Raw genomic sequence first — 26,319 nt, forward strand, 5'->3', positions numbered from 1 at the left:
CGCTCAGCCCCCGCTTACCGGCGGCAGGATCGCCACCCGGCCATCGTCGGGCAGCGCTTCGTGGTCACGCAGCACGCGTTGCTGGTCGGCGAACGCCGAGTAGTCCAGCAGGCCAGCGCGGAAACCCGGCCAACGCGTCGGCAGCAGCTCGCGCAGCGCCTGGCGCAGATCGGCCACGGTGCCACCGGCCACCTCCACCGCGATCTCGCGGCTGGCATCCAGATCGGAAAACGCACCAAACAACTGCAGATTCACCTGTTTCATCATGACTCCTGGCTCGCCAGCTGCACCGGGTCATGGTGACCCCAGCCCTGCACACGCACGTAGGTGCCAGCGTTGGCCAGGTCTCCCTCGGCCTCCAGCACCACCCAGGCGTTGGCCTGCAGCATGGACATCAAACGGAACGACTCCTGCCCGGACAGCACGCGCGCACTCAGGCGCCCCTGCGCGTCCACTTCCACCCGCGCACGCGCATGGAAGCGCAGGCCCGGCGGCTTGCGCACGTCGGCCTGCAGCGGCAGCTGCAACACGGTTTCCGGTGCCAACCCCAGCAGGCGGCGCAGCACCGGCTCCACGAAGAAGCGCTGGCCCACAGCGGCCGAGACCGGGTTGCCGGGCAGACCGAAATACAGCGCACCATTGGGCAGCACCGCGAACAGCAACGGCTTGCCCGGGCGGATCGCCACCTTGTGGAACACGATGCGCGCACCACGGCCACGCAGTGCATCGGGAACGAAATCGTAGCGGCCGGCCGACACCGCGCCGGTGCTGATCAGCAGCTGCGCGCCGGCAGCCAGCGCGTCGTCCAGCACCGCATTGAACGCCGCCACATCGTCACCCACCGTGCCCTGCCACACCACTTCGGCACCGGCCGCCTGCAGGCGACCCACCAGATACGGCCGGTTGCTGTCACGGATCTGGCCGGATTCCAGCGTCTGCGTCGCCTCGGTCACCAACTCCTTGCCGGTAGCGATCACTGCCGCCTTCGGCCGCGCCACCACCGCCACCTGGCCCACGCCGATGGCATGCAGCAGGGTGCGCGCATTGATGTCCAGCACCTGCCCAGCCTGCAGCACACGCTCGCCGTCGCTCACATCCTGGCCGCGCAGGCGCACGTTCTGGCCCGGCTTCACCGTGCCCTTCAGGGCAATGCGGGTCGGGCGTCCTTCCTCGCTGGCGAGGATCTCCACGTTCTCGACCGGCACCACCGTATCCAGGCCAACCGGCATGCGCGCTCCGGTCATGATTTCCCAGGCACCCTCGCCGCCTTCGGCACCGGCATCGCCGGCCGCCTGCCAGCCCTGCACCGCGAATTCGGTACCAGCCTCGAACGTCGCGCCGTTGGCGCGCAGCGCGAAGCCGTCCATTGCCGAATTGTCGAACGGCGGCAACGACTGCCCGCTGTGGATGTCACTGGCCAGGGTACGGCCGCCGGCCTCATGCAACGGCAGGCGCTCGGCCGGCAGCGGCGTGGCCGCATCCAGCAGGTGCTGCAGGGCTTCGCTATAGGCAATCATCAGTGGCCACCACCCTCGACCATCGCCAAAGCGTGGCCCAGCACCGGCGCCAGAATATCGAGGCACTGCGCCGCCGCCTTCGGGCTGCCCGGCAGTGCGAACACCAGCATGTTGCCCAGCTGCACCACCTCGGCGCGGCTCAGCCAGGCCATCGGCGTGTGCTGTGCGCTCAGTGCCCGCACCATCTGCGCCAGGCCATGCACCGGCCGTGCGTTCAAGGAACGCAGCGCCTCCGGGGTCAGGTCACGCGGGCCCAGCCCGGTACCGCCGGTGCACAGGCACAGGCGCACGCCCTCGGCGGCCAGTGCCTGCAGGCGGCCCGCCAACGGCTCGATGCCGTCGGGCAAGATCTCGGCGGCCACGACCTCACCGCCCAGCTTTTTCAGGCCGCTTACCAGGGTTGGGCCGGACACATCTTCATAGGTGCCCTCGCTGGCGCGATCGCTCAGCGTGATCACCGCGCAGGCCGCGCCCTCCAGGCCCTTCGGCGCACGCGGCTTGAAGCGCGCGCGCTCGGCATCGTCCATGCCATCCGGGTGCAGCCACACGCCGCGCTTGCCACCTTCCTTGAACAGCAGGCGGATGCCCTCGATGCGCAGTGCCGGTTCCACCGGCTTGCTCAGGTCGTACAGGGTCAGCAGCGCCGCGTTGACGCCGGCCAGTGCCTCCATCTCCACGCCGGTGCGCGCCTCGCTGGCGCACTCGCACCACACGCGGATCGCCTGCCGTTCCGGTACCGGCGCGCAGAACACCTGCACCAGTTCCAGCGGCAGCGGGTGGCACAGCGGCATCAGCATCGAGGCCATCTTGGCGCCCTGCAGGCCGGCAATCTCGGCCATCACCAGCGCATCGCCCTTGGGCAGGCGGCGCTCGACGATCAGCGGATAGGCCACCGGACCGGCATGCAGCTCGCCCACCGCCACCGCACGGCGGCGGGTGATGCGCTTGTCGCGGACATCGGCCATATGGAAGGCCGCATTCAATTCCCCACTCATCGTGTTGCTCATCCTCCGATGGAGGCCAGGTGCGGGGTCAGCCCGGTCTGGCCCTGGTGCAGTCCATGCCCGGCCGCTTTCAGGCCAAGCTGTGTGGTGATGCGTGCCAGCAGCGCGTCGTGGTCATCGTCGCTCTGCAGCAGCGGGCGCAGCGGCACGCCGAACTCGCCGAACAGGCACAGCCGCAGGTCGCCCTTGGCGGTCACCCGCAGGCGGTTGCAGCCCTTGCAGAAGTCACGCGAATACGGGGCGATGATGCCGATGCTGCCGCGATGGTCGGGGTGGCCGAACTCACGCGCCGGGCCGGCATCGGCCGCGCGTGGACGCTCGTGCCAGCCTGCGGCAAGCAGCTGCTCGATCACCACGTCGGCACGCAGGTGGTGGCGCTGGAAATAGGCTTCGTTGTCGCCGGTGCGCATCAGCTCGATGAAGCGCACGCTGAAAGGACGGTCACGCAGGTAGTCCATCCACTGCGGCAGCTCGTCGTCATTCAAGCCGCGCAGCAGCACCGCGTTGAGCTTGATCGCCGGCAGTCCCAACGCCTGCGCCAGGGCCAGGCCCTGTTCGATCTCCGGCAGGCGGTCATGCCCGGTGATGGTCCTGAAGCGTTCGCGCTGCAGGCTGTCCATGCTCACGTTCAGCGCGGTCAGGCCGGCGCGGTGCCAGCCCGGCAGGCGACGCGGCAGCAACGTGCCATTGGTGGTGATGGCCACCTTGCGGATGCCCGGCGCCGCCGCCACGGTGGCGATGATCTCGTCCAGATCCTTGCGCAGGCTGGGCTCCCCACCGGTCAGGCGGATCTTGCTCATGCCCAGCGCGGCAAACGCACGCACCAGGCGCGCGATTTCATCCACCTGCAGGAAGCGCGGGCGGCCATCGGCCTGGTAACCGTCGGGCAGGCAGTAGCTGCAACGGAAGTTGCAGGCTTCGGTCAACGACAGGCGCAGGTATGGAAAGCTGCGTCCAAAACCGTCGGTGAGTTGGCTCATGGCTGGTCCACCTTGTTGCTCCACCGTCTTGCCTGTGCCCGGAACGGCCCGGAAACCCTCGTCTGCTGGAACGATTGCCAGAGTACGCGGCAGTCAGTTCCATGGGCATGACTTAAATCAATCGCCTTCGGCCCCGCGCGGCAGGCGTTGTGGCAGCATGCGGCTTTCCGTGCAGCGGGCGTGTGACAACCCTCATGATGATGAACGATTTCCAGCAGCTGCTGCACGCCGCAGGCCAGCAGGCTGAACCGCAACGCTTGTTGTTCGTATTCGTGCGCGCCGAGCTGCCCGAATCGCCCACCAGCGACCAGCGCGACCGGCATGACCGCCGCGAGGGCGGCACCCTGTCGCCGGTGCTGTGCGTGGACAAGCTGCCGGCCGAGGTGCCCAGCTTCCAGGCGCTGGCTACGGAATCGACCACCACCGGCATCGACTGGGACCTGGTCTTCGTGGCGGCGCTGGACGGCCGTGGCGGTTTCGCGCCCAACAGCGACGAAGCCGCGCGCCCGCTGCAGCTGATGGTCAACGCCATCCATGACGGTCAGATCGGCCGCTTCGCCGCCTTCGACCGGGGCGGCGAGCCTGTTCAGTTCTATTGAGCCACCAGCTGCAGGGTCAGGAAGAAGATCACCAGCACGGTGTTCAGCCCCCAGGCCACCGTCAGCCCGCGCGCGGCCACGCCCAGGTTGGGGTTGTGCGCAGTGGGCGCCGCCCGCCACACCGCCGGGATGATCCAGCCGGTATAGAGCAGCAGCACGGCAAATACCCCCAGCAGCAGCGTGGTGCGCTGATTGGCCAGGGCCCAGAGGGCTACCGCCCACAGAATGTTGCTGGGAATCACGCCCTGCAGCCAGAACACACTCCAGAGGCGCGAACGGCCTTGGGTGGCGGGGGTTGGGTGCAGCGAAGCGGTCGCGGTCATAAGTCTCCTTCTGGTTAGGAAACGTGCCGGACCAGCCTGCGCTTGGTGGCTGGGAACGTCAACCCGAGTCGCACGTCACGCTTTGGCGCCGGGGGGGGGAGCCAGCGACGCTCGACTCAGGCCCTTGCGGAGCCTGTCGCCATCGCCCCGCCACACCCGTGCCCTTCCCTCCCCCAGCCTCGACACCTGTCGCAGATTGCACGGTGTGGACGGATCACCACGCCAGCCAGCGCTGGCAGTGCTTAACAGCGTGGGAGAATGCCGAAAGCGTCTCCAATCGAGTGATGTTTGCAACTCTTCTGATTGGCATTGCACAGCGCCAGGGGCTCAGATGGCGTGCCACCGGAAAAGGGTGGCCGGGCTTCGAATCCCGTGTTGGCTTTGAGTAAGTGCGCTTGCCAGCCGGCGTCACCATGCGTGGCGCCGGCTGGCAATCCGTCTGCCGGCTATGGCGGGCGGTGCGTTGGGGGCGTTCGCGCCCGCCGGCTTGAAGCCAACCCGGATTCGAACCACGTACCGCCCGCCACCTTTCGGGTGGCGGCTACCGATTGCCCTGCACGGAGCTCTGCCATGAACGAATCGGACTTCCCCCATCTGCACGCCTATCGCAGTACCGCCCACGACGACGGTTCGCCACAGGCTGCGCCCGCAGTGGACAGGAACACCTTCATTGCCAATCTCAACCGCATCGGCTCCGGTGCGGTGGCCGGAGCGGCATCAACTCCCCGGCCGCTGCCTGGCCCTGGCCGATGCCGATTGCGCGTTGAGCGGATTGCGGGTGGTGCTGGAAATGCTATTGGCGGCGGAGCGCACCCGCCAGAACGGCGAACCGGAAGAGTACGTGGGCGACCGGGTGATGGAGGGGTTGGTACTGGCCAGCCAGTCATTGTGCGCGCAGGCGGTGGGGCGGTTGCAGCCTGAAGGGTGAATGCCATGCGCCACGGCCTTCAGCGAGGACCGCTTTCAGCAGGCGTCAGTGCTCGCTGAAAGCGCTTCTCAGATCGACGCCGATGATCGAAGAGAAGTCCACCTTCCACAGCTCCAGCTCGAAGAGCTGATCGTGATTATCCAGGCACAGGGTGACTCTCACCGGCACGCCGTCAGCATCGGCAAGCATGGCCGTAGCAATGTCACTGCCGAAAAGCTGGGTCGTGCTGGACAGGAACACCACGCCCCCGAATCCGACGACACCCACATCCTCCACCTGAGCGAGCGCCAGATCCTTCAACAACCGTTCGGACAACTCGGTCGTCTCCGGCAGCAGCCTGTGGATGAGGGAGACCTCGTCGGGGGTGAGGAACCTGGGCATGGGATGTCCTTCAGGGCACCGCGTCCGCCATCGGCTGATTCTCGATCCGCCATGTCTTAGCGTAGATGAGAATGACGCTTCCGGTCGAGCTGGTCTCGATACGAAAACACTTCAGACCGGACAGCGGATAGCCGACCGCCTTCCAACGATCAAGAAGATCAGCGAGTCCCGGCTCGTCATCATCCACCATGGCGAACTCAATTCCCTCGTCACCCAGTACGCCGAAGTTCATGAGCGCCGAGCACCCGTAGGCTTCCGAAAAGCAAACGGTTGCCTGCCGGCCGTCCGGCCAGCGCACCTGAACCTTTACCTCATCGCATACGCCTGGATTGCTTCTGTCAATGTTGATAGCCAGCAACGTGGCATCACACCATTCAAGGGAGTTGAAATCTTCATTCATAAGCTAGAATCCTGGATCACGGTCCCCAGGCGCAGGACTGAAATGTTCACGTTTCTGGTCCAAGTGGTAGTGGGAGTAGTTCGGCCCTTTGGTACCCGGCGGCGTTGCCGGATCAATACGCAGTCGCTCTTGATACTTGCCACCCACCATCTCACCGAAGCTTCCAGGCCTATGCGGATTTTGAACATAGTGACTTGGAATCGCGTACTTACCACCAGGAGGAAGAGCAACCCCCGATTTTGTAACGTGAATGACCGCGCTGGACTTCCGTGCAGCAGACGCGGCTCTTATCCCCACCCTTCCAACTTTCGAAGAGATCTTGCCAAGAGGTCCGAGTGCTCCGCTGGCCAATGATACAAAGTTTCCAATGCTGGGGGACTCGCAGAATTCATCAAGTGCGCGCAGGTCACCCAATATTGGCGTGATGTCTGCAAGAAGCGGGAGCACGTCCCTTGCCTGCTGCTCGGTAGTGGGATTCATCATCTCCCGCGGACTTCCCATCACCTGAAGTCCGTAGGGATCGGACAGTGAAAGGGAATTCGCTTCAGCGTAGCCGTAGGTGCTAATACCGGCGTCCAACCCCAGCGGATCACTCTGCGAGTACCGCCCAACTACCGGGTCATACTCCCGCTGATTGTTGTAGAACAGCCCACTCGCATCCGTCGCCTGTTGGCCCGGGAATCGCAGCGCCAACTCGAATGCCACGCCATCGCCGTCCGGGTCGGTACTCGGAATCTGGTTGCCGAACACCTCGCTCTTGTTGCTCCACTCCCAGATCGCCACATCGCGCGCCGGGTCGATCACCACGCGCGGCGTACCCAGATGGTCCGGCTGGATGTAGGCCAACTCCGGCACACCTGCGCTTGGCACGCTGATCAGCGCCACCGGGTAGTTGTCCAGCCAGATGGCCTGCTGCTGCGCCTGGCCCGTGGCCGAGTAGTTGCCCAGCCACTGCCCTGCTTCGTTATACAGAGTGATCTGTGCAGCGCCACCAGCCGGGGTGCGCAGCACGCGCTCGCCGCGATGGTTGTAGGCGTAGCTTTCCAGTACGGCGTTGCCTTGCTTCACCGCGTTCATGCGGTTGGCATCGTTGTAGATGAACGTCTTGCCGCCGATGCTGGTGGTGTTGCCCACCGCGTCATGGTTGCGCGCTTCACCATCCACCGCAGTCAGGCGATGACTGGTTGCGGGATAGGTGTAGCTGGCAGTGCCCGCCGAAGTGGTCAGCGCGGTGCGATTGCCGGTGGCGTCGTAGGCATAGGTTTCAATCGGCGTGCCGGTCGCACCGTCCTGGGTCTGGGTCAGGCGACCCAGCGCGTCGTAGGCGTACTTGGCCAGTACCGTCGAGCCAGTGCCGTTCTTCAGCTCGGTGATCGAACCGACCGGATCATAGCCGTAGCCCAGCGACAGGCCACCTGCAGCCGGGTCATGTACCGCCTGCGGGCGGTAGTCCAGATCCAGCGGACGCTGCAGCTGGCGGCCATTGCCGTAGGTCCAGCCGGTCGCCGGACCGAAGGCTGCATAGCTCACGTTGTTCACCACGATCTGGCGCGCCTGGCCGGGCCGGGTCAGGCCGATCTGGCTGATGCGGCCCTGGATATCACGCACGTAGTCGGCCACGCTGCCGTCGGGGTAGGTCAACGCAGTCAGACGGCCCGACTTGCTGTAGGCGTAGCGCAGCGTGCTGGCCACACCATTGACGGTCTGCACCTTGCGGGTGACCTGACCGAAGCGGTCATGGCAGTACTGGGTGCTGCCGTTGGCATGCAGCACCTGCCCCAGCCGCCCCTTGGCGAAGCGCTCGTCGGCGGCGCAGGCAGCCGGCGCCACGTCATAGCTGTAGCCTACGTCCAGATTGGGGTCCGGATAGGCGACTCCGATCAAACGGTTCAGCGCATCGTAGTGATAGGTGGCGGTGACGCCGCGCGCGTCGGTAACGGTCTTGCGATTGCCTGCCGCGTCCACGGTGTAGCTGCTGGCGCCACTGTCCGGGCTGACCTGTCCGGTCAGATCACCGAAGCCGTTGTAGGCGTAGGTGGTGTGCAGGCCCTTCGGATCAGTGACCTGGGTGACCTGGTCCAGCGCGTTGTACTGGCTGCGGATCTCCGCCGCGACGCCGCCCACGTCCTGCAGGGTCTGGGCCAGGCGGTTCAGCGGGTCGTACTGCTGGCTGGTCACGCGCTGCAGTGCGTCGGTCACCGTCTGCAGGTTGCCGTTGGCATCGTAGGCAAAGCCGGTAGCGTGATTGCCTGCGTCCTTCAGCGCGGTCAGCTGGCCGAGTGTGTTGAACGTCCGTGCCAGGGTACGGCGCAGGGTGCCGCCGGTATCCAGCGTGTCTTCCTTGAGGCGGTTACCAGCATTGTCCAGCGTGTAGTGAATCGTGTTGCCCGCGTTGTCCTCGATGTCGGTCAAGCGCAGCGCAGCATCGTAGACGTAGGACACGCTGCTGCCATCCGGCTCGGTGATCTTCTGCACCTGGCCCGTCGGCCAATAGCTCAGCTGGGTGACCCGATCCTCGGCAGTGGTCGCGCCGCGTACGGTGATCGAGGTCGGCCAGCCGCGAGCATGGTACGTGTAATCGGTGACCACGCCGTTGGCGTCCTTGACCGACAACGGCCGCCCGAACGCGTCGTAGGCCAAGGTATCGACCGTCTGGCCCAGCGCATTGGTCACGCTGCGCAGGTCGCCCTTGCGATAGCTGCAGGCACCTCCGGTCGCGCACCCTGCATCATCCGCCGGGTAATAGGCATAGGTAACGGCATCGGCCACATCCGTGCGCGGGCCATCCACACTCTTCAGCAGCCCCTCCACCGGGCAGCTGCCTGCCGCTGCCACATCAGCGGCTTCGCAGTACGTGTAGCTGGTGATGCGCGTCTGACCGGAAGCGGTGTCGGTCACCGTGTTGGCCGTCGGCTGGCGTCGGGAATTGAAGGCCGTGCGGGTTTCGCGGCTACCGATCCGGGTGGTCAGTACCGCATTGGTTTCGACGTCGCGCGCCGTGGTCATCACCCGCTGCTCGGGCAAGCCGACCGCTTCGGTCACGGTATGGATGCTGACGGCACGACCGCTCACCGGATCGGTGCCCTGCGCATAGGCGTGCTTGGTCTGGATGCCGCGGCGATCGGTGTAGGTATTCAGACGCCGGCGGAAGTCGACACTCTGGTCGTAGTAGGTTCGGCTGACGGTTCCCTGCGAATCCGTCAGGCCGGTCACCTTGCGCGACGGAGCGCTATCGCCTCCGGGTGTAAGGGTGTAGTCGGTCTGCCGCCCCAGCGCGTCGGTCACCACCGCACCGCGATTGGGGCTGTAGGCCAGTGTCACGCCATCGGCACCGCCGGCGTGCTGACTGGAAATGACACGACCGTCGGAATCATAGGTAAAGGTGCTGTAGCGCCGGCCGTCCTCGGCGGTGATGCCGGTCAGGTGCTGGGGGAAAGCCTGGTTCTCGTAGTGATACGTGCGCACACCGCCACCCGCATAGGTCACCGTGGCGACCTGGTTCTGCGGCGTGTAGGTATAAGTGGCGAGCGCAATGCCCTCGACCAGTACCGAACTGATCAACGCCTCATAGTCGTTGGACTGGTAGACGAACTCCAGCGTGCGGCCACTGCTGTGGGTGACGGCCGCAAGGCGGTCGCTGTCATCGTAGATATAGGTCAGCGACGTGCCATCCGGGAAGCGCTTGGCGGCCAGGCGCCCGTCCGCGCCGAAGGTCGAGATGGAATCCGCCGAATACAGTGTCCAGTTGCCGTTCTGGACGAGACGATCGCCACTGTCGTCGTCCGCCTCATAGGCTGGGCCGATCTTCTTGAATGCACGCTGGAAACCGGTGCTTTCAATGATGCCCACACTGTCAACGCCATCCAGTGCCAGGTGGGCGCCCAGCGAATGGGTCCAGCCATAGCCGAAGCCACCGGAGGACGTGGAAATGCCGGAGTGATAGAAACGCGTCAGTGCGATCCAGCCAAGATCGAAGTCCTGCGCGATTTCGTACTTCTCGCCGGTTTTGACATCACACGGATTGCCTACGGTGCCGTCGCAAGGTGCCTTGTTCGCCGCCTCGCCCTCTTCTGTCGAAGGACAATTCGTCCCAGAACTGTCCTTGTCGCATTTCTGCGATTTGGAGGTGATGGTCGCAACGAATTCCTCGCTGACGCAGGCGTTGTGCTTGTTGGACCATTGCGTGAACGGAATGGGGCAGTTCAAGCGTCGCATGCGAGCGAGCCCTGTCGTTCCTGCGTCGAAGGGTACGCACGGAGACTCCGCCGTGTTGCTGCCCAGCATTCCGGTGACGCGGTACTCCCTGAACTCCGAAATCCCATCCATCTCTGGAGCAGTTGGGACCCAGCCTCCTTCCGGCACAGCGGTTTCCCCAGGACAGTGGGGATTGATGTCTTGCAAGTCTGCAATGAGCGCTTCCAGCACATCCTCTTCGGACTGGAAGCCACCATTTCCTGCGCCATGGTAAGTCCACTCAGGATCTGCTGGCTGAGATTTACCCATCCAGTAGGTGATCGACGTATTTCCGTTCAAGTCCACGACTTTGGACTTGATCTTGTCGACGTACTGCCAGCCGAACTGGAATTCCGGTGGGAACGGGCTGGGCGCGGGCAGGTTCTTGATGGCAGCCACCGCCGCCTGTTGGGTCTTGTATTGCGTCGCATCGCCGCCGGGCTGCGAAATGCGCCAGGTAATCTTGCTTTCCTGCGCCTGTGCCACTGCAGAGGCGAAGCAGCCGAGGGCAATCATCGCCAGCACGGCACGCGAGAGGGTCTTCAGTCGTTCCAACATCCCTGTTCTCCTTCCTGGACGAACACAGCGCCGGCGGGAACGAGAACGCGGGGGTAGAGCCCCATCACGTCATGCTTCGGATCGTCCCTGGTCCGGAATGCGGCAGTGCCACATGCCGCCTTTATCGTTGAAGACGGTGACATGTTCAAGTCAAGGCCCGCGACATCCGTCACATTTCCACCCGCGCGGATTCCAGATCCAGCCGATTACCGCGACAGCTTTCGGAGCAGCCTGCGGGCAGGAAACACCTGCAACCGCCTGCACCCCTCACGCATCAGAAGATCCTGGACACCCATGGAACAGGATCATGAGGCGCATTCCCCCGCATCGCCGTACCGCACTCGGCACTCGCCGTTGGCGCAGCACTGCCATCGCCATCCTCACTCTGCTGACGCTTCCCGTGGCCACCCTCGCCTTACCCGTGGCGGATAGCACCTGTACCCTCCCCGCCCGCCCGGGCGAGCGCATCATCGACGTTCCCTTTGACGTCGTCGACGGGCGTATCCATGTGCAGGTGCAGGTCAACGGCAGCGGCCCGTACCGCTTCGCCATCGATACCGGCGCCAGCGGCATGGCCCGCGCGGACGCCCGCCTGGTGCGTCAACTGGCGCTGCCGGCGGGCGCCAGCGCCCGCCACTCCGACGGCGTACAGACAGCGCAGGCCGATACGGTGCGCATCAACGCCCTCGCGCTCGGCGGACTGCGCCACAGCGACGTGACCGCGCTCACCCGCGACTACAACGCACGGCAATCCAAAGACGCAGCGTTCGACGGCATCCTTGCGCGCGGATTCTTCGCTGATGGCGTGCTGATCATCGATTACCCGCAACGGCGCCTGCAGTTCCGCCGCGACATCAGGCTCCTGCCCGCGCAACCGGACGCGCTCGCCTACTCACGCGCCTTCCGCATCCCGTTGACGATTGGAACAGTGACCACAGAGGCGCAGCTGGACACCGGCGCCAACGTCGCAATGGTGCTGCCCACTGCGCTCTTCCGGCAGGTCGCCGGTACCGCAGTGACCACCGGGGATCGACTGACCCTCAGCCACGGCGAGGTCGATGGCGGACGTGCACGGCTGGATGTTCCCGTGCTGATCGGTGGCCTGGCGCTGCAGGGGCTGCATGTACGGGTGTCCGACCGCTATCCCGAAGCGGTGGTGGGCGCCCATGCGCTGCAGGACGCAGTGGTGCTGATCGATCAGCGCAGCCAACAGGTGGCGATCTGCACGGGCAGGCATCACCGCAACTGAGTCACTGGCGGCGTGCTGCCCGCCATGCCGGCCACGCTTCGGCGATCACGCCCACTGCCGACCTCAGGAACAACAGGGCGATCACTGCGCCGACGACAATATCCGGCCATCCGCGCCCGGTCATGGCCACGCCACCTGCGGCCACCAGCACGCCCAGGTTCGCGGCCACGTCATTGCGCGAGCACTCGAACGTGCTCTTCATGTTGATGTTCAACCCGCGGAAACGCCACAGCAGCGCCAGGCAGGTGAGGTTCGCCACCAGGACAATGCCACCGAACACCAGCATCAGCGTGCTGGACGGTGGCACCCCATTGACCAGCTTGCCGGCCACTTCGAACACGATGAACACGAAGAAGGCCAGGATCAGCAGACCCTTGGCCAGCGCCGCGCCCGCCTCCCAGCGCGCGCCCCGGTTTACCGCCCACAGGCTCAGGCCATAGACGATGGCATCCCCCAGCATGTCGACCGCGTCGGCCTGCAGGGCGCTGGATCGCGCGGCAAGGCCCGCGCCGAACTCGATGAAGAACATCGCCAGGTTGATTGCCAGCACCGCCACCAGCACCCGCCGCTGGGCGCTGTGCAGCGCTATCGATGCCAGCTCCTGGCGTTTGTGGCCGCAGCACTGGTCCATGGAGGCGCTCCGCCGGGCGCGCCCGGGCTTGAAATGAAAGGGAGCTGCCTTTATCAACCTTGTAGCCCCTACAAGGTCAAGCCCATGACAGCCCCACTCACCATCGGCCAGTTGGCCCGCCAGACCGGCACCAAGGCAGAGACCATCCGCTATTACGAAAAGATCGGCCTGCTGCAGCCGCCGCTGCGTTCGCAGGGCAACTACCGCTGCTACGACGCACAGGACCAACGGCGGCTGGCATTCGTGCGCCGTGCGCGCGAGCTGGGGTTCGCCATCGAGCAGATCCGCGAACTGATCGCCTTTGGCGAACAACGCGAGCACCAATGCAGTTCGGTGGATGACGTGGTGAAGGCGCACATTGCCGACATCGCGCGCAGGATTGCCGACCTGCAGGCGCTGCAGGGCGAACTGCAGCGGATGATCGGCAACTGCCCCGGCGGGCGCGTGGCCGACTGCCAGGTACTGGAAGCCCTGCGGCCCGCGCCGGCTACCTGAACTGGAATCGTGCGCGATTCGGCATCTCCCTCAGACGCCGGTCGCTCCCGCCGCCCGCGCCAGCTCGACCGCCAGCGCATCGCCCTTCCGCTCGCTGTAACGGTCCACGAGGTAGTCGGCGCGGCCGCGGGTGAGCAGCGTGAACTTCACCAGTTCTTCGACCACATCCACCACACGATCGTAGTAGGGCGAAGGCTTCATCCGCCCGTCTTCGTCGAACTCCTGCCAGGCCTTGGCCACCGACGACTGGTTGGGAATGGTCAGCATGCGCATCCAGCGGCCCAGTACCCGCAGCGTATTGACCGTGTTGAACGACTGCGAACCGCCGCAGACCTGCATCACCGCCAGCGTCCGGCCCTGGGTCGGCCGCACGCTGCCGTCTTCCAGTGGCAGCCAGTCGATCTGGTTCTTGAACACGCCGGTCACCGTGCCGTGCCGCTCCGGGCTGACCCACACCTGCCCTTCCGACCAGTGCGACCACTCGCGCAGCCGCTGCACTTCCGGATGCCCCTTGTCCACGCTGTCCAGCAGCGGCAAGGCATGTGGATCGAACACGCGCGTTTCGCAGCCCAGATGCTGCAGCAGGCGTTCGGCCTCCAGTGCCAGCTTGCGGCTGAACGATTGCGGACGCAGTGAGCCATACAGCAGCAGGATGCGCGGCGGTCCCTGGCGTTCGGCCGCCAACCGCTGGTGATCTGGCTGGGGAAGCGAAGCCTCCCTCAGATGGGGCAGCGAAGGACTTGTGATCGGCTTATTCATTCGACTATTCTAGAAATATGGAAACGTCAAATGCAATCGCTGCGCTCACCGCGCTCGGCCACGCCACCCGCCTGGCAGCCTTCCGCCTGCTGGTCGAAGCCGGCCCGGCCGGTCGCATGGCCGGCGACATCGCCACAGCCCTCCAGGTTCCTCCCGCCACCCTCAGCTTCCACCTGAAGGAGCTGGTACAGGCTGGCCTGGTCGAGAGCGAGAGCCAGGGCCGCCACGTCTGCTACCGCGCGAACTTCAGCGCAATGACCGGCCTGATCGAGTACCTCACGCACAACTGCTGCGCCGGTTCGCCCAGCGAACAGTGCGCGCCGTTGGGCAATCCCTGCAGCTGCTGACTCGGAAACGCCATCATGTCCCGCTCCATCCTGTTTCTCTGCACCGGCAACAGCGCCCGCAGTGTGCTGGCCGAAGCCACCCTGCGCGCATGGGGCGGCGGCCGCTTCACGGCCTACAGTGCCGGCAGCCACCCGACCGGCCAGGTCAATCCATTCGCGCTTGCACAGCTGCGCGCGGAAGGCATGCCGGTCGCGGGACTGCGCAGCAAATCCTGGGATGAGTTCGCTGATGCCGCCCCCATGGATCTGGTAATCACCGTTTGCGGTGCGGCGGCAGCGGAAGCCTGCCCGGTGGTGTTCGGTGATTTCATCCGCAGCCATTGGGGTCTGCCGGACCCGGCCGCGGTAGGGGGCAGCGATGCCGACAAGGCTGCCGCCTTCGCCCACGCGCATGCCATCGTGAAGGCACGCGTGCAGGCCCTGCTGGCGCTGCCCGGGCACGTGTGGCAGGACCGCGGAATGCTGCAGCAGGCGCTGGACCAGATCGGCCATCTGCTGCCGGCAGCGCGCACGCCATGAGCACAGCGGCACCCATGGGCCTGTTCGAGCGCCACCTGACGCTCTGGGTCGCGCTGTGCATCATCGTCGGCACGCTGCTCGGGCACTTCCTGCCAGGTGCTTTCGCCTCCCTGGCGGCGACTGAAGTGGCCAAAGTCAACCTGCCGGTGGCGGTGCTGATCTGGCTGATGATAATCCCGATGCTGCTGCGGGTGGATTTCGGTGCGATGCGCCAGCTGGGCCAGCACTGGAAAGGCATCGGGGTGACGCTGTTCATCAACTGGGCGGTGAAGCCATTCTCGATGGCGCTGCTGGGCTGGCTCTTCCTGCGCCACGTCTTTGCGGACTGGCTGCCCGCCGGCCAGATCGACAGCTACATCGCCGGCCTGATCCTGCTGGCGGCCGCGCCCTGCACGGCCATGGTGTTCGTATGGAGCAACCTGTGCCGCGGCGATGCCAACTTCACGCTGAGCCAGGTGGCACTGAACGACGCGATCATGGTGGTGGCCTATGCGCCGGTGGTGGCGCTGCTGCTGGGGCTGTCGGCCATCACCGTACCGTGGGATACGTTGCTGCTGTCGGTCGGCCTGTACATCGTGGTTCCGGTACTGGTGGCCGCATTGCTGCGGCGCTGGATCCTGTCGCGCCATGGCGAATCCGGGCTGCAGACGGCGCTGCGCCAGCTGGGGCCACTGTCACTGTCGGCGCTGCTGCTGACGCTGGTGCTGCTGTTCGGGTTCCAGGGCCAGCAGATCGTGCAGCAGCCGCTGGTGATCGCGTTGATCGCGGTCCCGATCCTGATCCAGGTCTATTTCACCTCCGGCCTGGCCTACCTGCTCAACCGGCGCCTGGGTGTGGCGCATTGTGTGGCCGGGCCGTCGGCACTGATCGGCGCCAGCAACTTCTTCGAACTGGCGGTGGCGACGGCCGTGGGCCTTTTCGGTGTCCACTCCGGTGCGGCGCTGGCCACGGTGGTGGGGGTGCTGATTGAAGTACCCGTGATGCTTTCGGTGGTGAAGATCGTGAACCGGTCACGCAACTGGTATGAGGCGCGCGAGCGCGCTTGAGGCGGCCATGCCGGAGGCGGCGGCGTCGTGCCCGAGCCGCCAGCTGCAACGCCGTGGAATGCGCCCTGCTGCTACGGTGACAGCTCAAAAGTCCGTTCACATTCCTTGATCCATACTCCACGGCACGACGCCGCATGCAGCGGCAAGGCCCGGAGGTTGCGATGAACACCGCACGCTTGTTCGCCATTGCTTTGACCACGGCTGCCGCGCTGGCCGCGGCACCGGCCTTCGCCGATCCGCCGCACCATGCGCGCGGCAACGGGCCACCGCCGCACGCCGGTGGCCCGCACAACCGTGATGCACCGCCGCCGGGCTGGCAGAAGAAGGCCTGGCGTCGCGGTGAGCGCCTGCCATGGGCGGAAGTGGACCGCCGTTACTGGGTGGATGACTATGCGCGCTACCACCTGCGCGAGCCGGGCCGCGACCAGCGTTGGGTCCGGCAGTCCGATAGCGAGTACCTGCTGGTGGAGATTGCTACTGGGTTGATCATCGACGCGCTGCATCGTTGAATGAGGGGATGCGCCGGGGCGCTGATGTAACGAAACGTCCCGGCAGCATCCCCTTGTCCCCGGAAGCTGCAGATGCAGACATCAAGAGCACCACTCGCCCTCCTCGCGCTTCTGCTGTCAGCGTCGCCAGGCCATGCCGGCAACAACAGTCCAGCCCACAGTCCAGCCGATGGAAAAGCCATCGAACAGGTTGTCGAATCCTTCCGCACCTCGTTGATCAACAAGGACAAGCCGACCTACATGAGCCTGTTCTTCTCGGACAAGGCGGAAGACATCGGCTGGCAGTTTGTCTCCGAGGATGTGCGCCTGCAGGACATCCGCAAGGCCAAGCCCGATGCGATCAAGGCACGGCAGATTCCCGCCAACAACTTCATCGCGCTGATCGACGGCGTCGTTGCGTCGCCGAAACCGAAGGAGGAGACATTCTCCAACACGAAGATCGAAACGGATGGCGATGTGGCCTCGGTGTCGTTTGACTACAGCTTCCACGACGATGGAGTGAAGACCAACTGGGGCAAGGAAATGTGGCAGCTGATCCGCACCGAACAGGGCTGGAAGATCTTCTCGGTGATCTATTCGATCCGCGATTCACGCAGCCCGGCCGAATGAGTGATCTGTCAGAGTGGTGCCCACCGTTCGTCCATGCCAGCCAGACCCGATGACCCGGATTGCCGACCTCAACGCCGACCAGCTCGCCCACCACGCGCTCAACATCTTCATCGCCCAGGGCCGTCACGTGGAAGGCGCCCGCGTGATCTACCGTGCGCTGCAACTGGACCCGCATCATCCCGCTGCACTGCGCTGCCTGAGCGATTTCCTGGCCCACCAGGGCACCGAGCCGTTCGCAGCGGCCACGCTGGAGCACGCCCTGTCCGGCGCCGTTCCACTGAATGACGATGCGCGCCGGATGCTGGATGACCTGCGCTTCCTCGACATCTGGTCCTGGGGATTCTCCCGGCACGTCTCCGGCGAAACCAACCTCAGCGGCGAAGCGTTCAAGAACCGCGAGGATTTCATCTTCGATGGCCCGGCCTATGCAGCCTTCCTCAACACGGTCACCGAGCCGGCCGGTTCATTGCAGGGTGCCTTCCAGGCGGCCGTCCGCATCTGCGGGCTGATGTCCGGACTGCTGCGCCATGCGGAGAAGGACAATCCGGCATTCGATGATGTGCTGCGATCCTCCGCCTTCGTCGAGACCGAGGCGTACCCGGCATGGCTGGCCTCGCCGACCGACGATCTGGATGCCCTCGACCAGGCCATCCAGGCGCAGCGCCAGGCCGGCTGAAGGAAAATCCAACGGGCGTCCGACGCTTTCCCGACGCCCGCCTGCACATCCTGTCGTGAGATCACTTCATGGCAGGACCGGCATGCAGCCACCCTCCCCCAAGGACAGCGGCAAGTACCCGCATGGCAAGACCGGCCTTCGCCGCATCTTCTACACGCTGATCCATTCGCGCGACGGCTTCATCGCCACCTTCCGTGGCGAAGCCGCATTCCGGCAGCTGTTGCTGCTGCATGCGCTGCTGATCGCCACTGCGTTCCTGCTGGACATCAGTCCGGTCGAACGCGCCGTGGTGCTGGCCGTCTGCTTCATCAGCCTGCTGGTGGAACTGCTGAACTCGGCCATCGAAGCGGTGGTCGACCGCATCTCGCTTGACCACCACCCACTGTCCAAGAACGCCAAGGACATGGGCAGCGCCGCCCAGACCACCGCACTGCTGATGGTCGGCACGGTGTGGGGCGTGATCCTGCTGGGTTAGCTCGCGCCCGACCCGCCGGGCATGGCCCGGTGCCACAACGCCGCAGCCGCTAGCGCCAATGCGAGATGGCGAGCTTGGTCAACATGGTTGCGGCGATGGCCCAACCGAAGCTGAGCATGGTACCGATGATCACATATTCGGTGTGTGCCCGCGCCTGCCGGTCGGCGAAGCGCAGCACCGATTTGGCGGCCAGCATCAACCCCACGCCCTCCGGCTGGCCCAGCAGCAGGAACATGAAGATCAAGCCTCTTTCCAGCCGCCCGATATAGCGCCCTGCGGTCTGCATACCCTTGTGATCGTCGCTCTGCACGGCTGCGGTCGTAGGCGCCGATTCTGCGCTTCCCATATTGAGTCCTGCCGTGAACGGCGCAAGCAGCTTCTCCACCAGGACGCCGCCGACGTTGACCACCAGGATCAAGCCGCTCGCGATCGACATGCCCTGATACATCAACAGTTGGACCTGGGTCGGGATCATCCCGTACCAGCCATCGCGGGCAACGTGAGGGAACATCAACGCGATCAACACGATGAAGGCGATATGCACCAACTGGTCAATGACGAATGCGTGCACGCCATCGGGGAGCCAATGCACCTTGATCCAGTCCATCACCGCATGGCTGAAACCGATGATGAGATAGACCCATGGGTTGATTGAACCGGTCAGCGCGGCGATGACGAGCAGCACCACTGCTACGTGCAGCAGCAGGCCATGCAGTTCCTGCTTGCGCGCGATCATCTTCGTGGTCTGAAGCACGAAATCGGCGACAAGGTGAGCGGTCAACAGTACGAGCAGCGTTTCAAGCATGTCCTTTCTGCCTGTGAGTCCTTCCTGTGGCTCGCTTCGCGATAGCCAAGTCGCCGCCAGAAGCAACGAAATTTAGTTGCTTAAGCCAAAGCAACGCTATTTAGTTGCTTTTCCAGAACCGTGAACGCTCCCGTACGGCTGCATCAGTGCACGTTCAGCCGCGGTGATCAGCGCCAGCAAGGCAAAGACGCCAGCATCGTGATAGACCCGGTTCACCGATTGTCGGTGCCGGTTCAACGCATTGGCAGCTTCCAACTGCGAGGGGGCATCGGGGATCAGAAACAACGACGCCACCTCAGCCTGACTGCGTGTCCAGCGCGCGACAATAACATCGCAGGCAGACACCACTGCCGGTAACCAGTACAGATCCTCCCGTTGTACTGGCAGGGCTACGTCCATGTCCTGCGTGCGCCCCATGGATTCAAGCAACCGACCGGACAGCACGAATGCCTCACCCAGCGAACGCGACACCGCCTTCCGGTCCAATGCCTCTACCGTACCCAGTCCAATCGCGATCCGGGTGCGCGCCCGCGACTCCGATGCGGCAAGCTTGGCCTTGATCCAGGTCGCCAACCTCAGGAAACCGTGCGGCTGGGTGACCGCCAGCTGCCAGGCATCGCCCCGGTAGAACTCGGGGCCGACAATGCCCGGCAAAGGCCACTCCATGGCCTGGGCCACGGCAACGGAAATCACTTCACGGACGTCATCAATGGTGGCCGCGTCCATCTCCGTGGACTTGACCAGGTCGCCGGTAAGCACGGCAATCAGATCAGACGATGTATCGGGCATGTTCATACCTTGGGCTGCACAGGCTGTACCTCACAGGACATCTGCGGCTGGCCAGCGCCGGCCACATCTGTGCCGGGCCCGCTCAACGCCATTCTACCGTCGTAGCGGTTGATCACCGCCTGCAGCCTGCCCGCGCCAGCGACCGGCGGAAAATCCAGCCGATACACGTTTGCCTCCACCTCCAGCCTGCCCGCGCGCGCGCTCGGACGGTTGACCCAGACCACCGACGCCTGGCCGGAGTCCAGGATCAACACCATCGGCGTCTGGGGCGTGGCGCTTGTGCTGCTGCAGGACAGCTGGATCACCCGCGGCGGCGTCAGATCGAGCGCCGACAGCTTGCATCCACCGAGTGCGGTCGTCGCCACCAAGACCGATACGAGTGATGGCCGGGGCAGAATCTTGATCGTGGTCATCGCCCGATCGTAACCCGACAATCGATCCTATGACCCGGCGCATCGTGCAGGAACCTGCCGGGTCCGCTTGCACACCCACGTGCCTTACTTCGTCAGGGCGAAATCCAGGCCTGCGCACACCGCCGCCACCTGCGCATCATTGCATTCCTGCGGGTTGGTACGCGGGCTGTCCGGGTAGACCTCGGTGGTGGTGGCAAAGCGCGCGTCGGTGAAGCCGGCGCAGGCGCCGATCGAACGCGACTCACCCCAGACCACGCCTGGCGACTGCAGCGGCAGGCCGACCAGGTTGCCTTCGGCGTCTGCCGGGGCGATGTGGGTGATGGGCGCCACTGCGGCGATCAGGGCCTTCTGGAACTCGGCCTGCGGATCTTCACTGTTGCCGATCACGTAGAAGCCATCCGGAATGGTGTCGCGCTCGAACGGCTTGCCGTCGCGGGCGCAGCGCGCCGGATCGAACTCGTGCAGGTCGCTGTCGGTGGTCTCGTGCAGGTCCAGGTGCACCAGCAGGTTCGGCTTGCGCTCGGCCACCCAGCGCATCAGCGCGGCGGCTTCCTCGATCTGGCCGCCGTCACGGAAGCTGCGGTTCGGGTCGATGGCATCCGGGTTCCAGCGCTGGATGCGCTCGTAGCCCCACGGGCTGACGCACGGCGCCACGATCAGGTTCAGCCGGCCCAGGTAACGCTCGGCCTGCTGTTCCAGGAACTGCAGCGCGCCGTGCACGCCGCTGGTCTCGTAGCCATGCACGCCACCGGTGATCAACGCGGTCGGCAGCGCCGGGTTCCAGTCGTGGTTGACCACGGCGAACAGCGGGTAATGGTCAGGTGCATAGTCCAGCTGACCGTACTGGATCACATCGAAGCTGTCGTCCAGGCGTTCAAGGGCGGCCACCACGTCGTCGTGGTAGCTGCGCTGGCGCTGCTGGCGGGCCCGCCACTGTGCGCGTTCCGCGTCGCCCCAGGGCTGTCCGGGGGTGCCGATCGGGTAGAACTGCGCAACAGTCATGGGGTACTCCAAGGGTCGAACGGATGGGTGCAGCCGGACATTCTAAGCCCTGTCGCGCCTGCGGGTGCCCTCCCCCGGCCCCGCCTTCATCCAGGCCGGGTCATCTGGTTGTAAAATCGACGGTTTTTGGCCCCTCACCCCTTGATGGCGAACGCAGCGCAGCCGGTCCTGGGTGGACCGGAATTCCTCCGCCTGCTCGCCCGTCTCAGCGACGGCGCGATGCCGGCCAGCAGTCCCGCCCTGACCGATCGCCTCGGCCAATGGGTGGACTGGAGCCGTGCCGTGGCCCTGTCCGGGGCGCTCGGCGGACGCCTGCCCGAGCCGGGTGAGGCCACCGAAGCGGCCGGGGATGTGCTGGGCGACTGCGCCCAGGCCCATGCCAGCCTGCTGGCCTCGATCAGTGAGGATGCCGAGGCCGAGCGCCTGCTGGACCTGGCCGAAGCCACCGCCGCACCCAACTTCGCCTCGCTGCGCCAGCGCTACCGGGTGCTGCAGCAGGCCATCCAGACCGCCACCGGGCGCCTGCGCGGCCGCCTGCGCGACCAGCTGGTGCAGGTTTCACCCGAGCTGGCACGGCTGGCCGAGGTCGATGCGGTGATGGAACAGACCCTCACCCCGCGCGAGCACAGCCTGCTGGCCACTGCGCCGGCGGTGCTCGGCGCCCGTTTTGAACGCGTGCACGGCCAGCCCGGCTGGCGCGCGGCCTTCCGCCATGACATGCGCATCCTGCTGCTTGCCGAGCTGCAGCTGCGCTTCCACCCGATCGAAGGGCTGCAAGACGCCCTGCGCTCCCACTGACCGGAACACCATGTCCAGAACTGCTTTCCATGTCGTTGTTTTCCTTGTCGGCCTGCTGGCCGTGTGCTGGATCGGCATTGGCTACGTTTCGGTGCATCCGTTGGGTGCAGCGGTGGCGGCGATCATCGCGGCCTGCTACATCGCCGGTGGCGTGGAGCTGCATCGCTATCGGCAGGCCAGCAACGGCCTGCGCAGCGCGCTGAGCGATCTCTCCAGCGCGAAGGAAAGCCTTGCCCCCTGGCTGGAGCGCGTGCCGATGGGCCTGCGCAACGCCGTGCGCCTGCGCGTGGAAGGCGAGCGCACCGCCCTGCCCGCGCCGGTGCTGACCCCGTACCTGGTTGGCCTGCTGGTGCTGCTGGGCATGCTCGGCACCCTGCTGGGCATGATGGACACGCTGCGTGGCACCGGCCTGGCCCTGCAGAGCGCAACCGACATGGCCGCCATCCGCGGCTCGCTGGCGTCGCCGGTCCAAGGCCTGGCCGTGGCATTCGGCACTTCGATCGCCGGTGTGGCCAGCTCGGCCATGCTCGGCCTGCTGGCAGCGCTGCTGCGTCGCGACCGTCTGCAGGCCGTGCAGCAGCTGGACCGCGCCATTGCCGGCGACCTGCATCCTTACTCGCAGGCCTGGCAACGCGCCGAGTCGCTGCGCCTGCTGCAGGCACAGTCCGCGGCGCTGCCAGCGCTGGTCGACCGCCTGCAGGCGATGACCAGCACTTTTGAACAGCACAGTGCGGCCGCCAATGAGCGCCTGCTGGCCGGCCAGGCCGAGTTCCTGACCCAGAGCCAGGCGCTGCAGGAACGCCTGGCCGTCTCGCTGCAGCAGTCGCTGCGCGAGGGTGCCGAGGCCAGCGCCGCCGCCATCGGTGGCGCGCTGCAGCCGATGGCCGAGACCACCCTGGCCGGACTGGCCCACCATGGTGAGGCGCTGCATGCCCGTGTCGAACAGGCGGTGCAGCAGCAGTTGTCTGGCCTGAGCGAAGGCTTCGAGCGCAGCCGCGTGGCGACCGAGGCCAGCTGGGCCAAGGCGTTGAGTGAACAGAGCCAGACACAGCAGGCACTGGTCAGTGATCTGCGTCAGCACCTGCAGGCCTTCAGCGATGGCCAGGGCACGCAGGCCGAAGCACTGGTGACACGCATCGGCGAGCGCCTGCATGCCGATGCCAGCGGCAATGCCGAGGCCTGGCGCGCCGCCGCCGAACAGCAGCAGGCGTTGAATACCGCGCTGGTCGAACGCCAGCAGCAGGCATTGCTGGCCACCAGCGAGCATCTGGACGCGCGTGCGCAGGCGCTGCTGCAGGCACTGGAACAGCATCACAGCGCCAGCCAGGCGCTGCTGCAGAATCATGAAGAGCAGCGCTCGCAGCGGTGGCAGGCCGCGCAGGCCGCCGCCGCGACCGCGCACGCCGAACTGCAGGCCAGCCTGGACAGCCGCGAGCAGCAGCGCCAGGCACGCTGGGATGCGGTCAGTGCCGAACTGCAGCAGGCCCACGCCGCGCTGCAGGCCCAGCTGCAGGCCGGCGACGAACAGCGCCTGCAGCGCTGGAGCGATGCCCTGCAGCACGTTTCCGCCGATCTGGCCGAGCGCCTGCAGGCCAACGGTGAACGCCTGGCCGCGCAGCAGCAGCAGGTCTGCGACACGCTGGCGGCCACCGCACAGCAGATCGGCGAGAACGGCCGCGCCCAGGCCAGCGCCACGCTGGCGGAAGTGTCCACCCTGCTGCAGACCGCCGCCGCTGCGCCGAAGGCCGCCGCCGACGTCATCAACGAGCTGCGCAGCACGCTCTCCGAGAGCCTGGTGCGCGACAACGCGATGCTGGAAGAGCGCGGCCGGCTGCTGGCCACCGTGCAGACCCTGCTGGATGCGATCAACCATGCCTCGCACGAGCAGCGCACCGCCGTGGACGCGCTGGTCGGTGGTTCGGCCGAGCTGCTGGAACGCGTCGGCAACCGCTTCACCGACCATATCGCCGCCGAGACCGGCAAGCTGGATGGCATTGCCGCAGCGCTCAGCGGCAGCGCGGGCGACGTTGGCCAGCTGGCTGGCGCCTTCGGCGACGCGGTTGCGCAGTTCGGCAGCGCTTCCACCGAGCTGTCCGGCCGTCTGGAACAGATCGGCGGCGCACTGGATGCCTCGCTGGCGCGCAGCGACGAGCAGCTGGCCTACTACGTGGCGCAGGCACGCGAGGTGGTCGACCTCAGCCTGCTGTCGCAGAAGCAGGTGATGGAAGAACTGCAGCAGCTGGCCACGCGCCGCGGCAAGGCCGGCAGCGCATGAGCGACGAGCTGGAGGTCGACGGCGGCTCACACGCCCCGATCTGGGCCGCCTTCGGCGACCTGATGTCGGTGCTGCTGGGCGCGTTCGTGCTGATACTGGTCGGTGTGGTTGCCGTGCAGCTGGAGCTGTCGCAGCGACTGGACCAGGAAGTGAAGCAGCGCCAGGCCGAAGCCAAGCGCCTGCAGACCTTGGAACAGGCGCTGGCGGGCCCGCTGGCCGCCGGTCGCGTGACCCTGGTCGATGGACGCATCGGCATCAGCGGCAGCGTGCTGTTCGCGCTGAACTCGGACCAGCTGCAGCCGGAAGGCCAGGAGCTGCTGCGCAGCCTGGCCGCACCGCTGGCCGCCTATCTGGGGACGCGCGAAGAAATCCTGATGGTCAGCGGCTTCACCGATGACGCACCGGTGCGCGAAGGCAACCGGCGTTTCGCCGACAACTGGGAGCTGTCCGCGCAGCGTTCGCTGACCGTGACCCGCACGTTGATTGCCGATGGCGTACCGGCTGACGCGGTATTCGCCGCCGCGTTCGGCAGCGAGCAGCCGGTCAGCTCCAATGCCAGCGAAGACGGCCGCGCGCGCAATCGTCGCGTGGAAATCGCGCCGATTCCCAAGCCCAAGGCCGCGGATGCCAAGTAAGCCGCCCGCACTGGAGGGCCTGCGCGCACTGGTGCGCGATCTCGATGCGGGATCGCGTTCGCTGCCGCATTACCCGCAGGTACCGATGCTGCAGCAGGTGCAGCGCGAGTGGTCGGAACTGCGCAGCGAACTGCAGGTGCGCCGCTCGCTGCGCACCGAGGCTCCGGCCGATGGCGGCCCGTTGAACTCGGCGGTGCTGGTGCAGCGCATGCTCGACACGATGCAGTCGACCAGCCCCGGTTACCTGCGCCACTTCATCGACTACGTGGACACCCTGTCCTGGCTGCAGGCGCTGCAGGATGGCGCCGCCAGCGGCGGCGATACCGCGAAGCCAAAGCGCACGCGCAAGCCGCGCAACGCGGGTTGATCGCGCATTGACGCCGCCCCCGTTCGGCGCTCCTGGATACGAGAATCCTGATCCACGCTTCTGGTAGACGCCAACCTTGGTTGGCGCTTTTCGATTCCCAGCCGCGCTGCTGCCCAATCGACGCCGATTGCCAATCGCGTCATTGATTGACTGGCTTGACCTGTCTGGAACGCCTTGAATTGACGTCGGGTGATGAATCTCGCCAATGTCTGCCTGATACCCTCGCCCGTGAGCTCCAACCTCAGCAGATGCAGCCTTCAATAGAAGCCAGACTTCTCAAGCTCCGCGCGGCTCTCAGCAAAGCCGAGATGTACCTTGGCCCTTCACTTGGACGTTCCTGCATCGAAGCCCTCCAGAGCTTGGCGCTTTCTACGCTTGGCATCGCCCTGCCGGAGTCCTATCTGGACTTCCTTTCAAGCCACGACGGTCTGGCAGCAGAGGGAGCATTCCTTTACTCGAGCATTCCACGCCCCTATTCCGATGGCGGCTCAGCCCTTGCGTTGGTGGAAATGAATCTCCTTGCACGCGACCAGGGATTCATGGACGGCTATATAGAGCTCGGAGAGAGTGATATGGACTGCTATGTCTTCGACTCTGGAACCGGCCTGGACCAAGTCCGCGACAAAGTGGCGTTCGATAACGTCTATGAAGAGTTTGCCTCCTTCGACAGACTTCTGTCCCACATACTCGATTTGATAGAACAACGCTGTTGACGGCAACCTGGGCCGAAACTCTTACAACTGAGTGGCGCAGCATCCATTCAACGCTGCGCATGCCAACCAAGGTTGGCATCTACCAATGCAGTAAACCGGCCGTTTGGAGTGCAACGAGACGCCGCGCCGCGGGCCAGTTGCCAGCACAAATGACAGTGTCACCAGACAGTCATCTGTCTAGCGCACCATTTTCACGTTGATCCACGGCGCCTGCAGCGTCACCGGTCGCATCGGTTGTCTCCCCTTTTGAACTCCATGAGCTCCGCGCCCGTGCGGTGGCTTGT

At 65.5% G+C, this 26,319-nt stretch carries 29 protein-coding genes and 1 pseudogene; 16 read left to right on the plus strand and 14 right to left on the minus strand.

Annotated features, from left to right (window positions below):
- Window positions 1-3 precede the first annotated feature (3 nt).
- From ACSYAO_RS11830 to moaA, 4 genes are read right to left on the minus strand one after another with little or no spacing between them, the layout of a single operon-like run.
- Window positions 4-264: a MoaD/ThiS family protein gene (locus tag ACSYAO_RS11830; RefSeq protein ID WP_049462752.1), complete on the minus strand. Its 261-nt coding sequence runs from the start codon at window positions 262-264 to the stop codon at window positions 4-6.
- Window positions 264-1,517, minus strand: a complete 1,254-nt coding sequence (locus ACSYAO_RS11835; protein WP_049462753.1) for a molybdopterin molybdotransferase MoeA — start codon at window positions 1,515-1,517, stop codon at window positions 264-266. The genes ACSYAO_RS11830 and ACSYAO_RS11835 overlap by 1 nt, the downstream gene beginning before the upstream one ends.
- The gene (gene moaCB / locus ACSYAO_RS11840; RefSeq protein WP_049462754.1) at window positions 1,517-2,512 is read right to left on the minus strand and encodes a bifunctional molybdenum cofactor biosynthesis protein MoaC/MoaB; all 996 of its coding nucleotides are present in this window, start codon (window positions 2,510-2,512) and stop codon (window positions 1,517-1,519) included. The genes ACSYAO_RS11835 and moaCB overlap by 1 nt, the downstream gene beginning before the upstream one ends.
- 8 nt (window positions 2,513-2,520) lie before the next feature.
- Window positions 2,521-3,501 (minus strand): GTP 3',8-cyclase MoaA, encoded by a 981-nt coding sequence (moaA, locus tag ACSYAO_RS11845; protein WP_049462755.1) that lies wholly within the window; start codon window positions 3,499-3,501, stop codon window positions 2,521-2,523.
- A 194-nt stretch (window positions 3,502-3,695) separates the two neighbouring features.
- On the opposite strand from moaA, the gene ACSYAO_RS11850 reads away from it, so the two are divergent.
- Entirely contained in the window at window positions 3,696-4,100 is a 405-nt protein-coding gene (locus tag ACSYAO_RS11850; RefSeq protein ID WP_049462756.1) for a hypothetical protein, read from the plus strand.
- Here the strand turns inward: ACSYAO_RS11850 and ACSYAO_RS11855 are convergent.
- Window positions 4,094-4,423: a hypothetical protein gene (locus ACSYAO_RS11855; RefSeq protein WP_049462757.1), complete on the minus strand. Its 330-nt coding sequence runs from the start codon at window positions 4,421-4,423 to the stop codon at window positions 4,094-4,096. The genes ACSYAO_RS11850 and ACSYAO_RS11855 overlap by 7 nt on opposite strands.
- Before the next feature lie 570 nt (window positions 4,424-4,993).
- On the opposite strand from ACSYAO_RS11855, the pseudogene ACSYAO_RS11860 reads away from it, so the two are divergent.
- Window positions 4,994-5,351, plus strand: a pseudogene (locus ACSYAO_RS11860) (hypothetical protein).
- Window positions 5,352-5,396: 45 nt separating this feature from the next.
- Here ACSYAO_RS11860 and ACSYAO_RS11865 read toward each other — a convergent pair.
- Genes ACSYAO_RS11865 through ACSYAO_RS11875 form a run of 3 tightly spaced genes read right to left on the minus strand, consistent with a single transcriptional unit; the run spans window position 5,397 to window position 10,923 of the window.
- Entirely contained in the window at window positions 5,397-5,732 is a 336-nt protein-coding gene (locus ACSYAO_RS11865) for a DUF6984 family protein (protein WP_049462758.1), read from the minus strand.
- Window positions 5,733-5,742: 10 nt separating this feature from the next.
- Window positions 5,743-6,132, minus strand: a complete 390-nt coding sequence (locus ACSYAO_RS11870; protein WP_049462759.1) for a hypothetical protein — start codon at window positions 6,130-6,132, stop codon at window positions 5,743-5,745.
- Between the two features lie 3 nt (window positions 6,133-6,135).
- Window positions 6,136-10,923 (minus strand): RHS repeat-associated core domain-containing protein, encoded by a 4,788-nt coding sequence (locus ACSYAO_RS11875; RefSeq protein ID WP_223224632.1) that lies wholly within the window; start codon window positions 10,921-10,923, stop codon window positions 6,136-6,138.
- Between the two features lie 307 nt (window positions 10,924-11,230).
- Here ACSYAO_RS11875 and ACSYAO_RS11880 point away from each other — a divergent pair, with 307 nt between their 5' ends.
- The gene (locus tag ACSYAO_RS11880) at window positions 11,231-12,172 is read left to right on the plus strand and encodes an aspartyl protease family protein (protein WP_080356560.1); all 942 of its coding nucleotides are present in this window, start codon (window positions 11,231-11,233) and stop codon (window positions 12,170-12,172) included.
- Between the two features lies 1 nt (window position 12,173).
- Here ACSYAO_RS11880 and ACSYAO_RS11885 read toward each other — a convergent pair whose 3' ends face one another.
- The gene (locus tag ACSYAO_RS11885; protein ID WP_049462760.1) at window positions 12,174-12,803 is read right to left on the minus strand and encodes a cation transporter; all 630 of its coding nucleotides are present in this window, start codon (window positions 12,801-12,803) and stop codon (window positions 12,174-12,176) included.
- A gap of 84 nt (window positions 12,804-12,887) precedes the next feature.
- Between ACSYAO_RS11885 and ACSYAO_RS11890 the strand changes: the two genes are divergently transcribed.
- Window positions 12,888-13,298: a MerR family transcriptional regulator gene (locus ACSYAO_RS11890; RefSeq protein ID WP_049462761.1), complete on the plus strand. Its 411-nt coding sequence runs from the start codon at window positions 12,888-12,890 to the stop codon at window positions 13,296-13,298.
- Between the two features lie 30 nt (window positions 13,299-13,328).
- Here ACSYAO_RS11890 and arsH read toward each other — a convergent pair whose 3' ends face one another.
- Window positions 13,329-14,057 (minus strand): arsenical resistance protein ArsH, encoded by a 729-nt coding sequence (gene arsH, locus ACSYAO_RS11895; RefSeq protein ID WP_049462762.1) that lies wholly within the window; start codon window positions 14,055-14,057, stop codon window positions 13,329-13,331.
- Window positions 14,058-14,074: 17 nt separating this feature from the next.
- Between arsH and ACSYAO_RS11900 the strand changes: the two genes are divergently transcribed.
- The 7 genes from ACSYAO_RS11900 to ACSYAO_RS11930 all read left to right on the plus strand — a co-directional run bounded on the left by ACSYAO_RS11900 (window position 14,075) and on the right by ACSYAO_RS11930 (window position 18,238).
- Entirely contained in the window at window positions 14,075-14,404 is a 330-nt protein-coding gene (locus ACSYAO_RS11900; protein WP_049462763.1) for an ArsR/SmtB family transcription factor, read from the plus strand.
- 15 nt (window positions 14,405-14,419) lie between these two features.
- Entirely contained in the window at window positions 14,420-14,923 is a 504-nt protein-coding gene (locus tag ACSYAO_RS11905) for an arsenate reductase ArsC (RefSeq protein ID WP_049462764.1), read from the plus strand.
- Between the two features lie 14 nt (window positions 14,924-14,937).
- Window positions 14,938-15,969, plus strand: a complete 1,032-nt coding sequence (gene arsB, locus ACSYAO_RS11910) for an ACR3 family arsenite efflux transporter (RefSeq protein ID WP_049462765.1) — start codon at window positions 14,938-14,940, stop codon at window positions 15,967-15,969.
- Between the two features lie 161 nt (window positions 15,970-16,130).
- The gene (locus tag ACSYAO_RS11915; RefSeq protein ID WP_049423027.1) at window positions 16,131-16,478 is read left to right on the plus strand and encodes an RcnB family protein; all 348 of its coding nucleotides are present in this window, start codon (window positions 16,131-16,133) and stop codon (window positions 16,476-16,478) included.
- Between the two features lie 72 nt (window positions 16,479-16,550).
- Complete coding sequence (locus tag ACSYAO_RS11920; protein ID WP_049462766.1) at window positions 16,551-17,087, plus strand: nuclear transport factor 2 family protein; 537 nt, start codon at window positions 16,551-16,553, stop codon at window positions 17,085-17,087.
- 49 nt (window positions 17,088-17,136) lie between these two features.
- On the plus strand, window positions 17,137-17,763 hold the full coding sequence (locus ACSYAO_RS11925) for a hypothetical protein (RefSeq protein WP_049462767.1): 627 nt from the start codon (window positions 17,137-17,139) through the stop codon (window positions 17,761-17,763).
- Window positions 17,764-17,845: 82 nt separating this feature from the next.
- A complete protein-coding gene (locus tag ACSYAO_RS11930; RefSeq protein ID WP_049462768.1) occupies window positions 17,846-18,238 on the plus strand; it encodes a diacylglycerol kinase in 393 nt (130 codons plus the stop codon).
- A gap of 49 nt (window positions 18,239-18,287) precedes the next feature.
- Here ACSYAO_RS11930 and ACSYAO_RS11935 read toward each other — a convergent pair whose 3' ends face one another.
- From ACSYAO_RS11935 to ACSYAO_RS11950, 4 genes are all read right to left on the minus strand, one after another.
- On the minus strand, window positions 18,288-19,043 hold the full coding sequence (locus tag ACSYAO_RS11935) for a DUF3307 domain-containing protein (protein WP_134951469.1): 756 nt from the start codon (window positions 19,041-19,043) through the stop codon (window positions 18,288-18,290).
- 96 nt (window positions 19,044-19,139) lie between these two features.
- On the minus strand, window positions 19,140-19,832 hold the full coding sequence (locus tag ACSYAO_RS11940; RefSeq protein WP_032129974.1) for a hypothetical protein: 693 nt from the start codon (window positions 19,830-19,832) through the stop codon (window positions 19,140-19,142).
- A gap of 2 nt (window positions 19,833-19,834) precedes the next feature.
- On the minus strand, window positions 19,835-20,245 hold the full coding sequence (locus tag ACSYAO_RS11945) for a hypothetical protein (RefSeq protein ID WP_049462769.1): 411 nt from the start codon (window positions 20,243-20,245) through the stop codon (window positions 19,835-19,837).
- Between the two features lie 84 nt (window positions 20,246-20,329).
- Window positions 20,330-21,247 (minus strand): M14 family metallopeptidase, encoded by a 918-nt coding sequence (locus ACSYAO_RS11950; RefSeq protein WP_032129976.1) that lies wholly within the window; start codon window positions 21,245-21,247, stop codon window positions 20,330-20,332.
- Window positions 21,248-21,391: 144 nt separating this feature from the next.
- Here ACSYAO_RS11950 and ACSYAO_RS11955 point away from each other — a divergent pair, with 144 nt between their 5' ends.
- The 5 genes from ACSYAO_RS11955 to ACSYAO_RS11975 all read left to right on the plus strand — a co-directional run bounded on the left by ACSYAO_RS11955 (window position 21,392) and on the right by ACSYAO_RS11975 (window position 26,035).
- Window positions 21,392-22,045 carry a DUF3348 family protein gene (locus ACSYAO_RS11955; protein ID WP_049462770.1) on the plus strand — a complete coding sequence of 218 codons (654 nt, stop codon included), beginning with the start codon at window positions 21,392-21,394 and terminating at the stop codon, window positions 22,043-22,045.
- Window positions 22,046-22,055: 10 nt separating this feature from the next.
- A complete protein-coding gene (locus ACSYAO_RS11960; protein ID WP_049462771.1) occupies window positions 22,056-24,320 on the plus strand; it encodes a DUF802 domain-containing protein in 2,265 nt (754 codons plus the stop codon).
- Window positions 24,317-24,955 (plus strand): OmpA family protein, encoded by a 639-nt coding sequence (locus tag ACSYAO_RS11965; RefSeq protein WP_046986176.1) that lies wholly within the window; start codon window positions 24,317-24,319, stop codon window positions 24,953-24,955. The genes ACSYAO_RS11960 and ACSYAO_RS11965 overlap by 4 nt, the downstream gene beginning before the upstream one ends.
- The gene (locus ACSYAO_RS11970; RefSeq protein ID WP_223224633.1) at window positions 24,873-25,322 is read left to right on the plus strand and encodes a DUF2894 domain-containing protein; all 450 of its coding nucleotides are present in this window, start codon (window positions 24,873-24,875) and stop codon (window positions 25,320-25,322) included. The genes ACSYAO_RS11965 and ACSYAO_RS11970 overlap by 83 nt, the downstream gene beginning before the upstream one ends.
- Before the next feature lie 155 nt (window positions 25,323-25,477).
- Window positions 25,478-26,035, plus strand: a complete 558-nt coding sequence (locus tag ACSYAO_RS11975) for a YrhA family protein (protein WP_223224634.1) — start codon at window positions 25,478-25,480, stop codon at window positions 26,033-26,035.
- Window positions 26,036-26,319 lie beyond the last annotated feature (284 nt).

Source organism: Stenotrophomonas sp. STK16_22 (genome assembly GCF_051984505.1).
Classification (GTDB): Bacteria; Pseudomonadota; Gammaproteobacteria; order Xanthomonadales; family Xanthomonadaceae; genus Stenotrophomonas; species Stenotrophomonas maltophilia_A.

What these genes read in the sequence shown, in the direction of transcription:
- ACSYAO_RS11900 (WP_049462763.1), top strand. Translation starts at nt 14,075, where the DNA reads ATGGAAACGTCAAATGCAATCGCTGCGCTCACCGCGCTCGGCCACGCC.
- ACSYAO_RS11830 (WP_049462752.1), bottom strand. Translation starts at nt 264, where the DNA reads ATGAAACAGGTGAATCTGCAGTTGTTTGGTGCGTTTTCCGATCTGGAT.
- ACSYAO_RS11890 (WP_049462761.1), top strand. Translation starts at nt 12,888, where the DNA reads ATGACAGCCCCACTCACCATCGGCCAGTTGGCCCGCCAGACCGGCACC.
- ACSYAO_RS11940 (WP_032129974.1), bottom strand. Translation starts at nt 19,832, where the DNA reads ATGCCCGATACATCGTCTGATCTGATTGCCGTGCTTACCGGCGACCTG.
- arsB (WP_049462765.1), top strand. Translation starts at nt 14,938, where the DNA reads ATGGGCCTGTTCGAGCGCCACCTGACGCTCTGGGTCGCGCTGTGCATC.
- ACSYAO_RS11955 (WP_049462770.1), top strand. Translation starts at nt 21,392, where the DNA reads ATGGCGAACGCAGCGCAGCCGGTCCTGGGTGGACCGGAATTCCTCCGC.
- ACSYAO_RS11960 (WP_049462771.1), top strand. Translation starts at nt 22,056, where the DNA reads ATGTCCAGAACTGCTTTCCATGTCGTTGTTTTCCTTGTCGGCCTGCTG.
- ACSYAO_RS11865 (WP_049462758.1), bottom strand. Translation starts at nt 5,732, where the DNA reads ATGCCCAGGTTCCTCACCCCCGACGAGGTCTCCCTCATCCACAGGCTG.
- moaCB (WP_049462754.1), bottom strand. Translation starts at nt 2,512, where the DNA reads ATGAGTGGGGAATTGAATGCGGCCTTCCATATGGCCGATGTCCGCGAC.
- ACSYAO_RS11935 (WP_134951469.1), bottom strand. Translation starts at nt 19,043, where the DNA reads ATGCTTGAAACGCTGCTCGTACTGTTGACCGCTCACCTTGTCGCCGAT.
- ACSYAO_RS11945 (WP_049462769.1), bottom strand. Translation starts at nt 20,245, where the DNA reads ATGACCACGATCAAGATTCTGCCCCGGCCATCACTCGTATCGGTCTTG.
- ACSYAO_RS11875 (WP_223224632.1), bottom strand. Translation starts at nt 10,923, where the DNA reads ATGTTGGAACGACTGAAGACCCTCTCGCGTGCCGTGCTGGCGATGATT.
- ACSYAO_RS11970 (WP_223224633.1), top strand. Translation starts at nt 24,873, where the DNA reads ATGCCAGCGAAGACGGCCGCGCGCGCAATCGTCGCGTGGAAATCGCGC.
- ACSYAO_RS11885 (WP_049462760.1), bottom strand. Translation starts at nt 12,803, where the DNA reads ATGGACCAGTGCTGCGGCCACAAACGCCAGGAGCTGGCATCGATAGCG.
- ACSYAO_RS11870 (WP_049462759.1), bottom strand. Translation starts at nt 6,132, where the DNA reads ATGAATGAAGATTTCAACTCCCTTGAATGGTGTGATGCCACGTTGCTG.
- ACSYAO_RS11905 (WP_049462764.1), top strand. Translation starts at nt 14,420, where the DNA reads ATGTCCCGCTCCATCCTGTTTCTCTGCACCGGCAACAGCGCCCGCAGT.
- ACSYAO_RS11920 (WP_049462766.1), top strand. Translation starts at nt 16,551, where the DNA reads ATGCAGACATCAAGAGCACCACTCGCCCTCCTCGCGCTTCTGCTGTCA.
- ACSYAO_RS11855 (WP_049462757.1), bottom strand. Translation starts at nt 4,423, where the DNA reads ATGACCGCGACCGCTTCGCTGCACCCAACCCCCGCCACCCAAGGCCGT.
- ACSYAO_RS11850 (WP_049462756.1), top strand. Translation starts at nt 3,696, where the DNA reads ATGATGATGAACGATTTCCAGCAGCTGCTGCACGCCGCAGGCCAGCAG.
- ACSYAO_RS11965 (WP_046986176.1), top strand. Translation starts at nt 24,317, where the DNA reads ATGAGCGACGAGCTGGAGGTCGACGGCGGCTCACACGCCCCGATCTGG.
- ACSYAO_RS11925 (WP_049462767.1), top strand. Translation starts at nt 17,137, where the DNA reads ATGACCCGGATTGCCGACCTCAACGCCGACCAGCTCGCCCACCACGCG.
- ACSYAO_RS11930 (WP_049462768.1), top strand. Translation starts at nt 17,846, where the DNA reads ATGCAGCCACCCTCCCCCAAGGACAGCGGCAAGTACCCGCATGGCAAG.
- arsH (WP_049462762.1), bottom strand. Translation starts at nt 14,057, where the DNA reads ATGAATAAGCCGATCACAAGTCCTTCGCTGCCCCATCTGAGGGAGGCT.
- ACSYAO_RS11835 (WP_049462753.1), bottom strand. Translation starts at nt 1,517, where the DNA reads ATGATTGCCTATAGCGAAGCCCTGCAGCACCTGCTGGATGCGGCCACG.
- ACSYAO_RS11950 (WP_032129976.1), bottom strand. Translation starts at nt 21,247, where the DNA reads ATGACTGTTGCGCAGTTCTACCCGATCGGCACCCCCGGACAGCCCTGG.
- ACSYAO_RS11880 (WP_080356560.1), top strand. Translation starts at nt 11,231, where the DNA reads ATGAGGCGCATTCCCCCGCATCGCCGTACCGCACTCGGCACTCGCCGT.
- ACSYAO_RS11915 (WP_049423027.1), top strand. Translation starts at nt 16,131, where the DNA reads ATGAACACCGCACGCTTGTTCGCCATTGCTTTGACCACGGCTGCCGCG.
- moaA (WP_049462755.1), bottom strand. Translation starts at nt 3,501, where the DNA reads ATGAGCCAACTCACCGACGGTTTTGGACGCAGCTTTCCATACCTGCGC.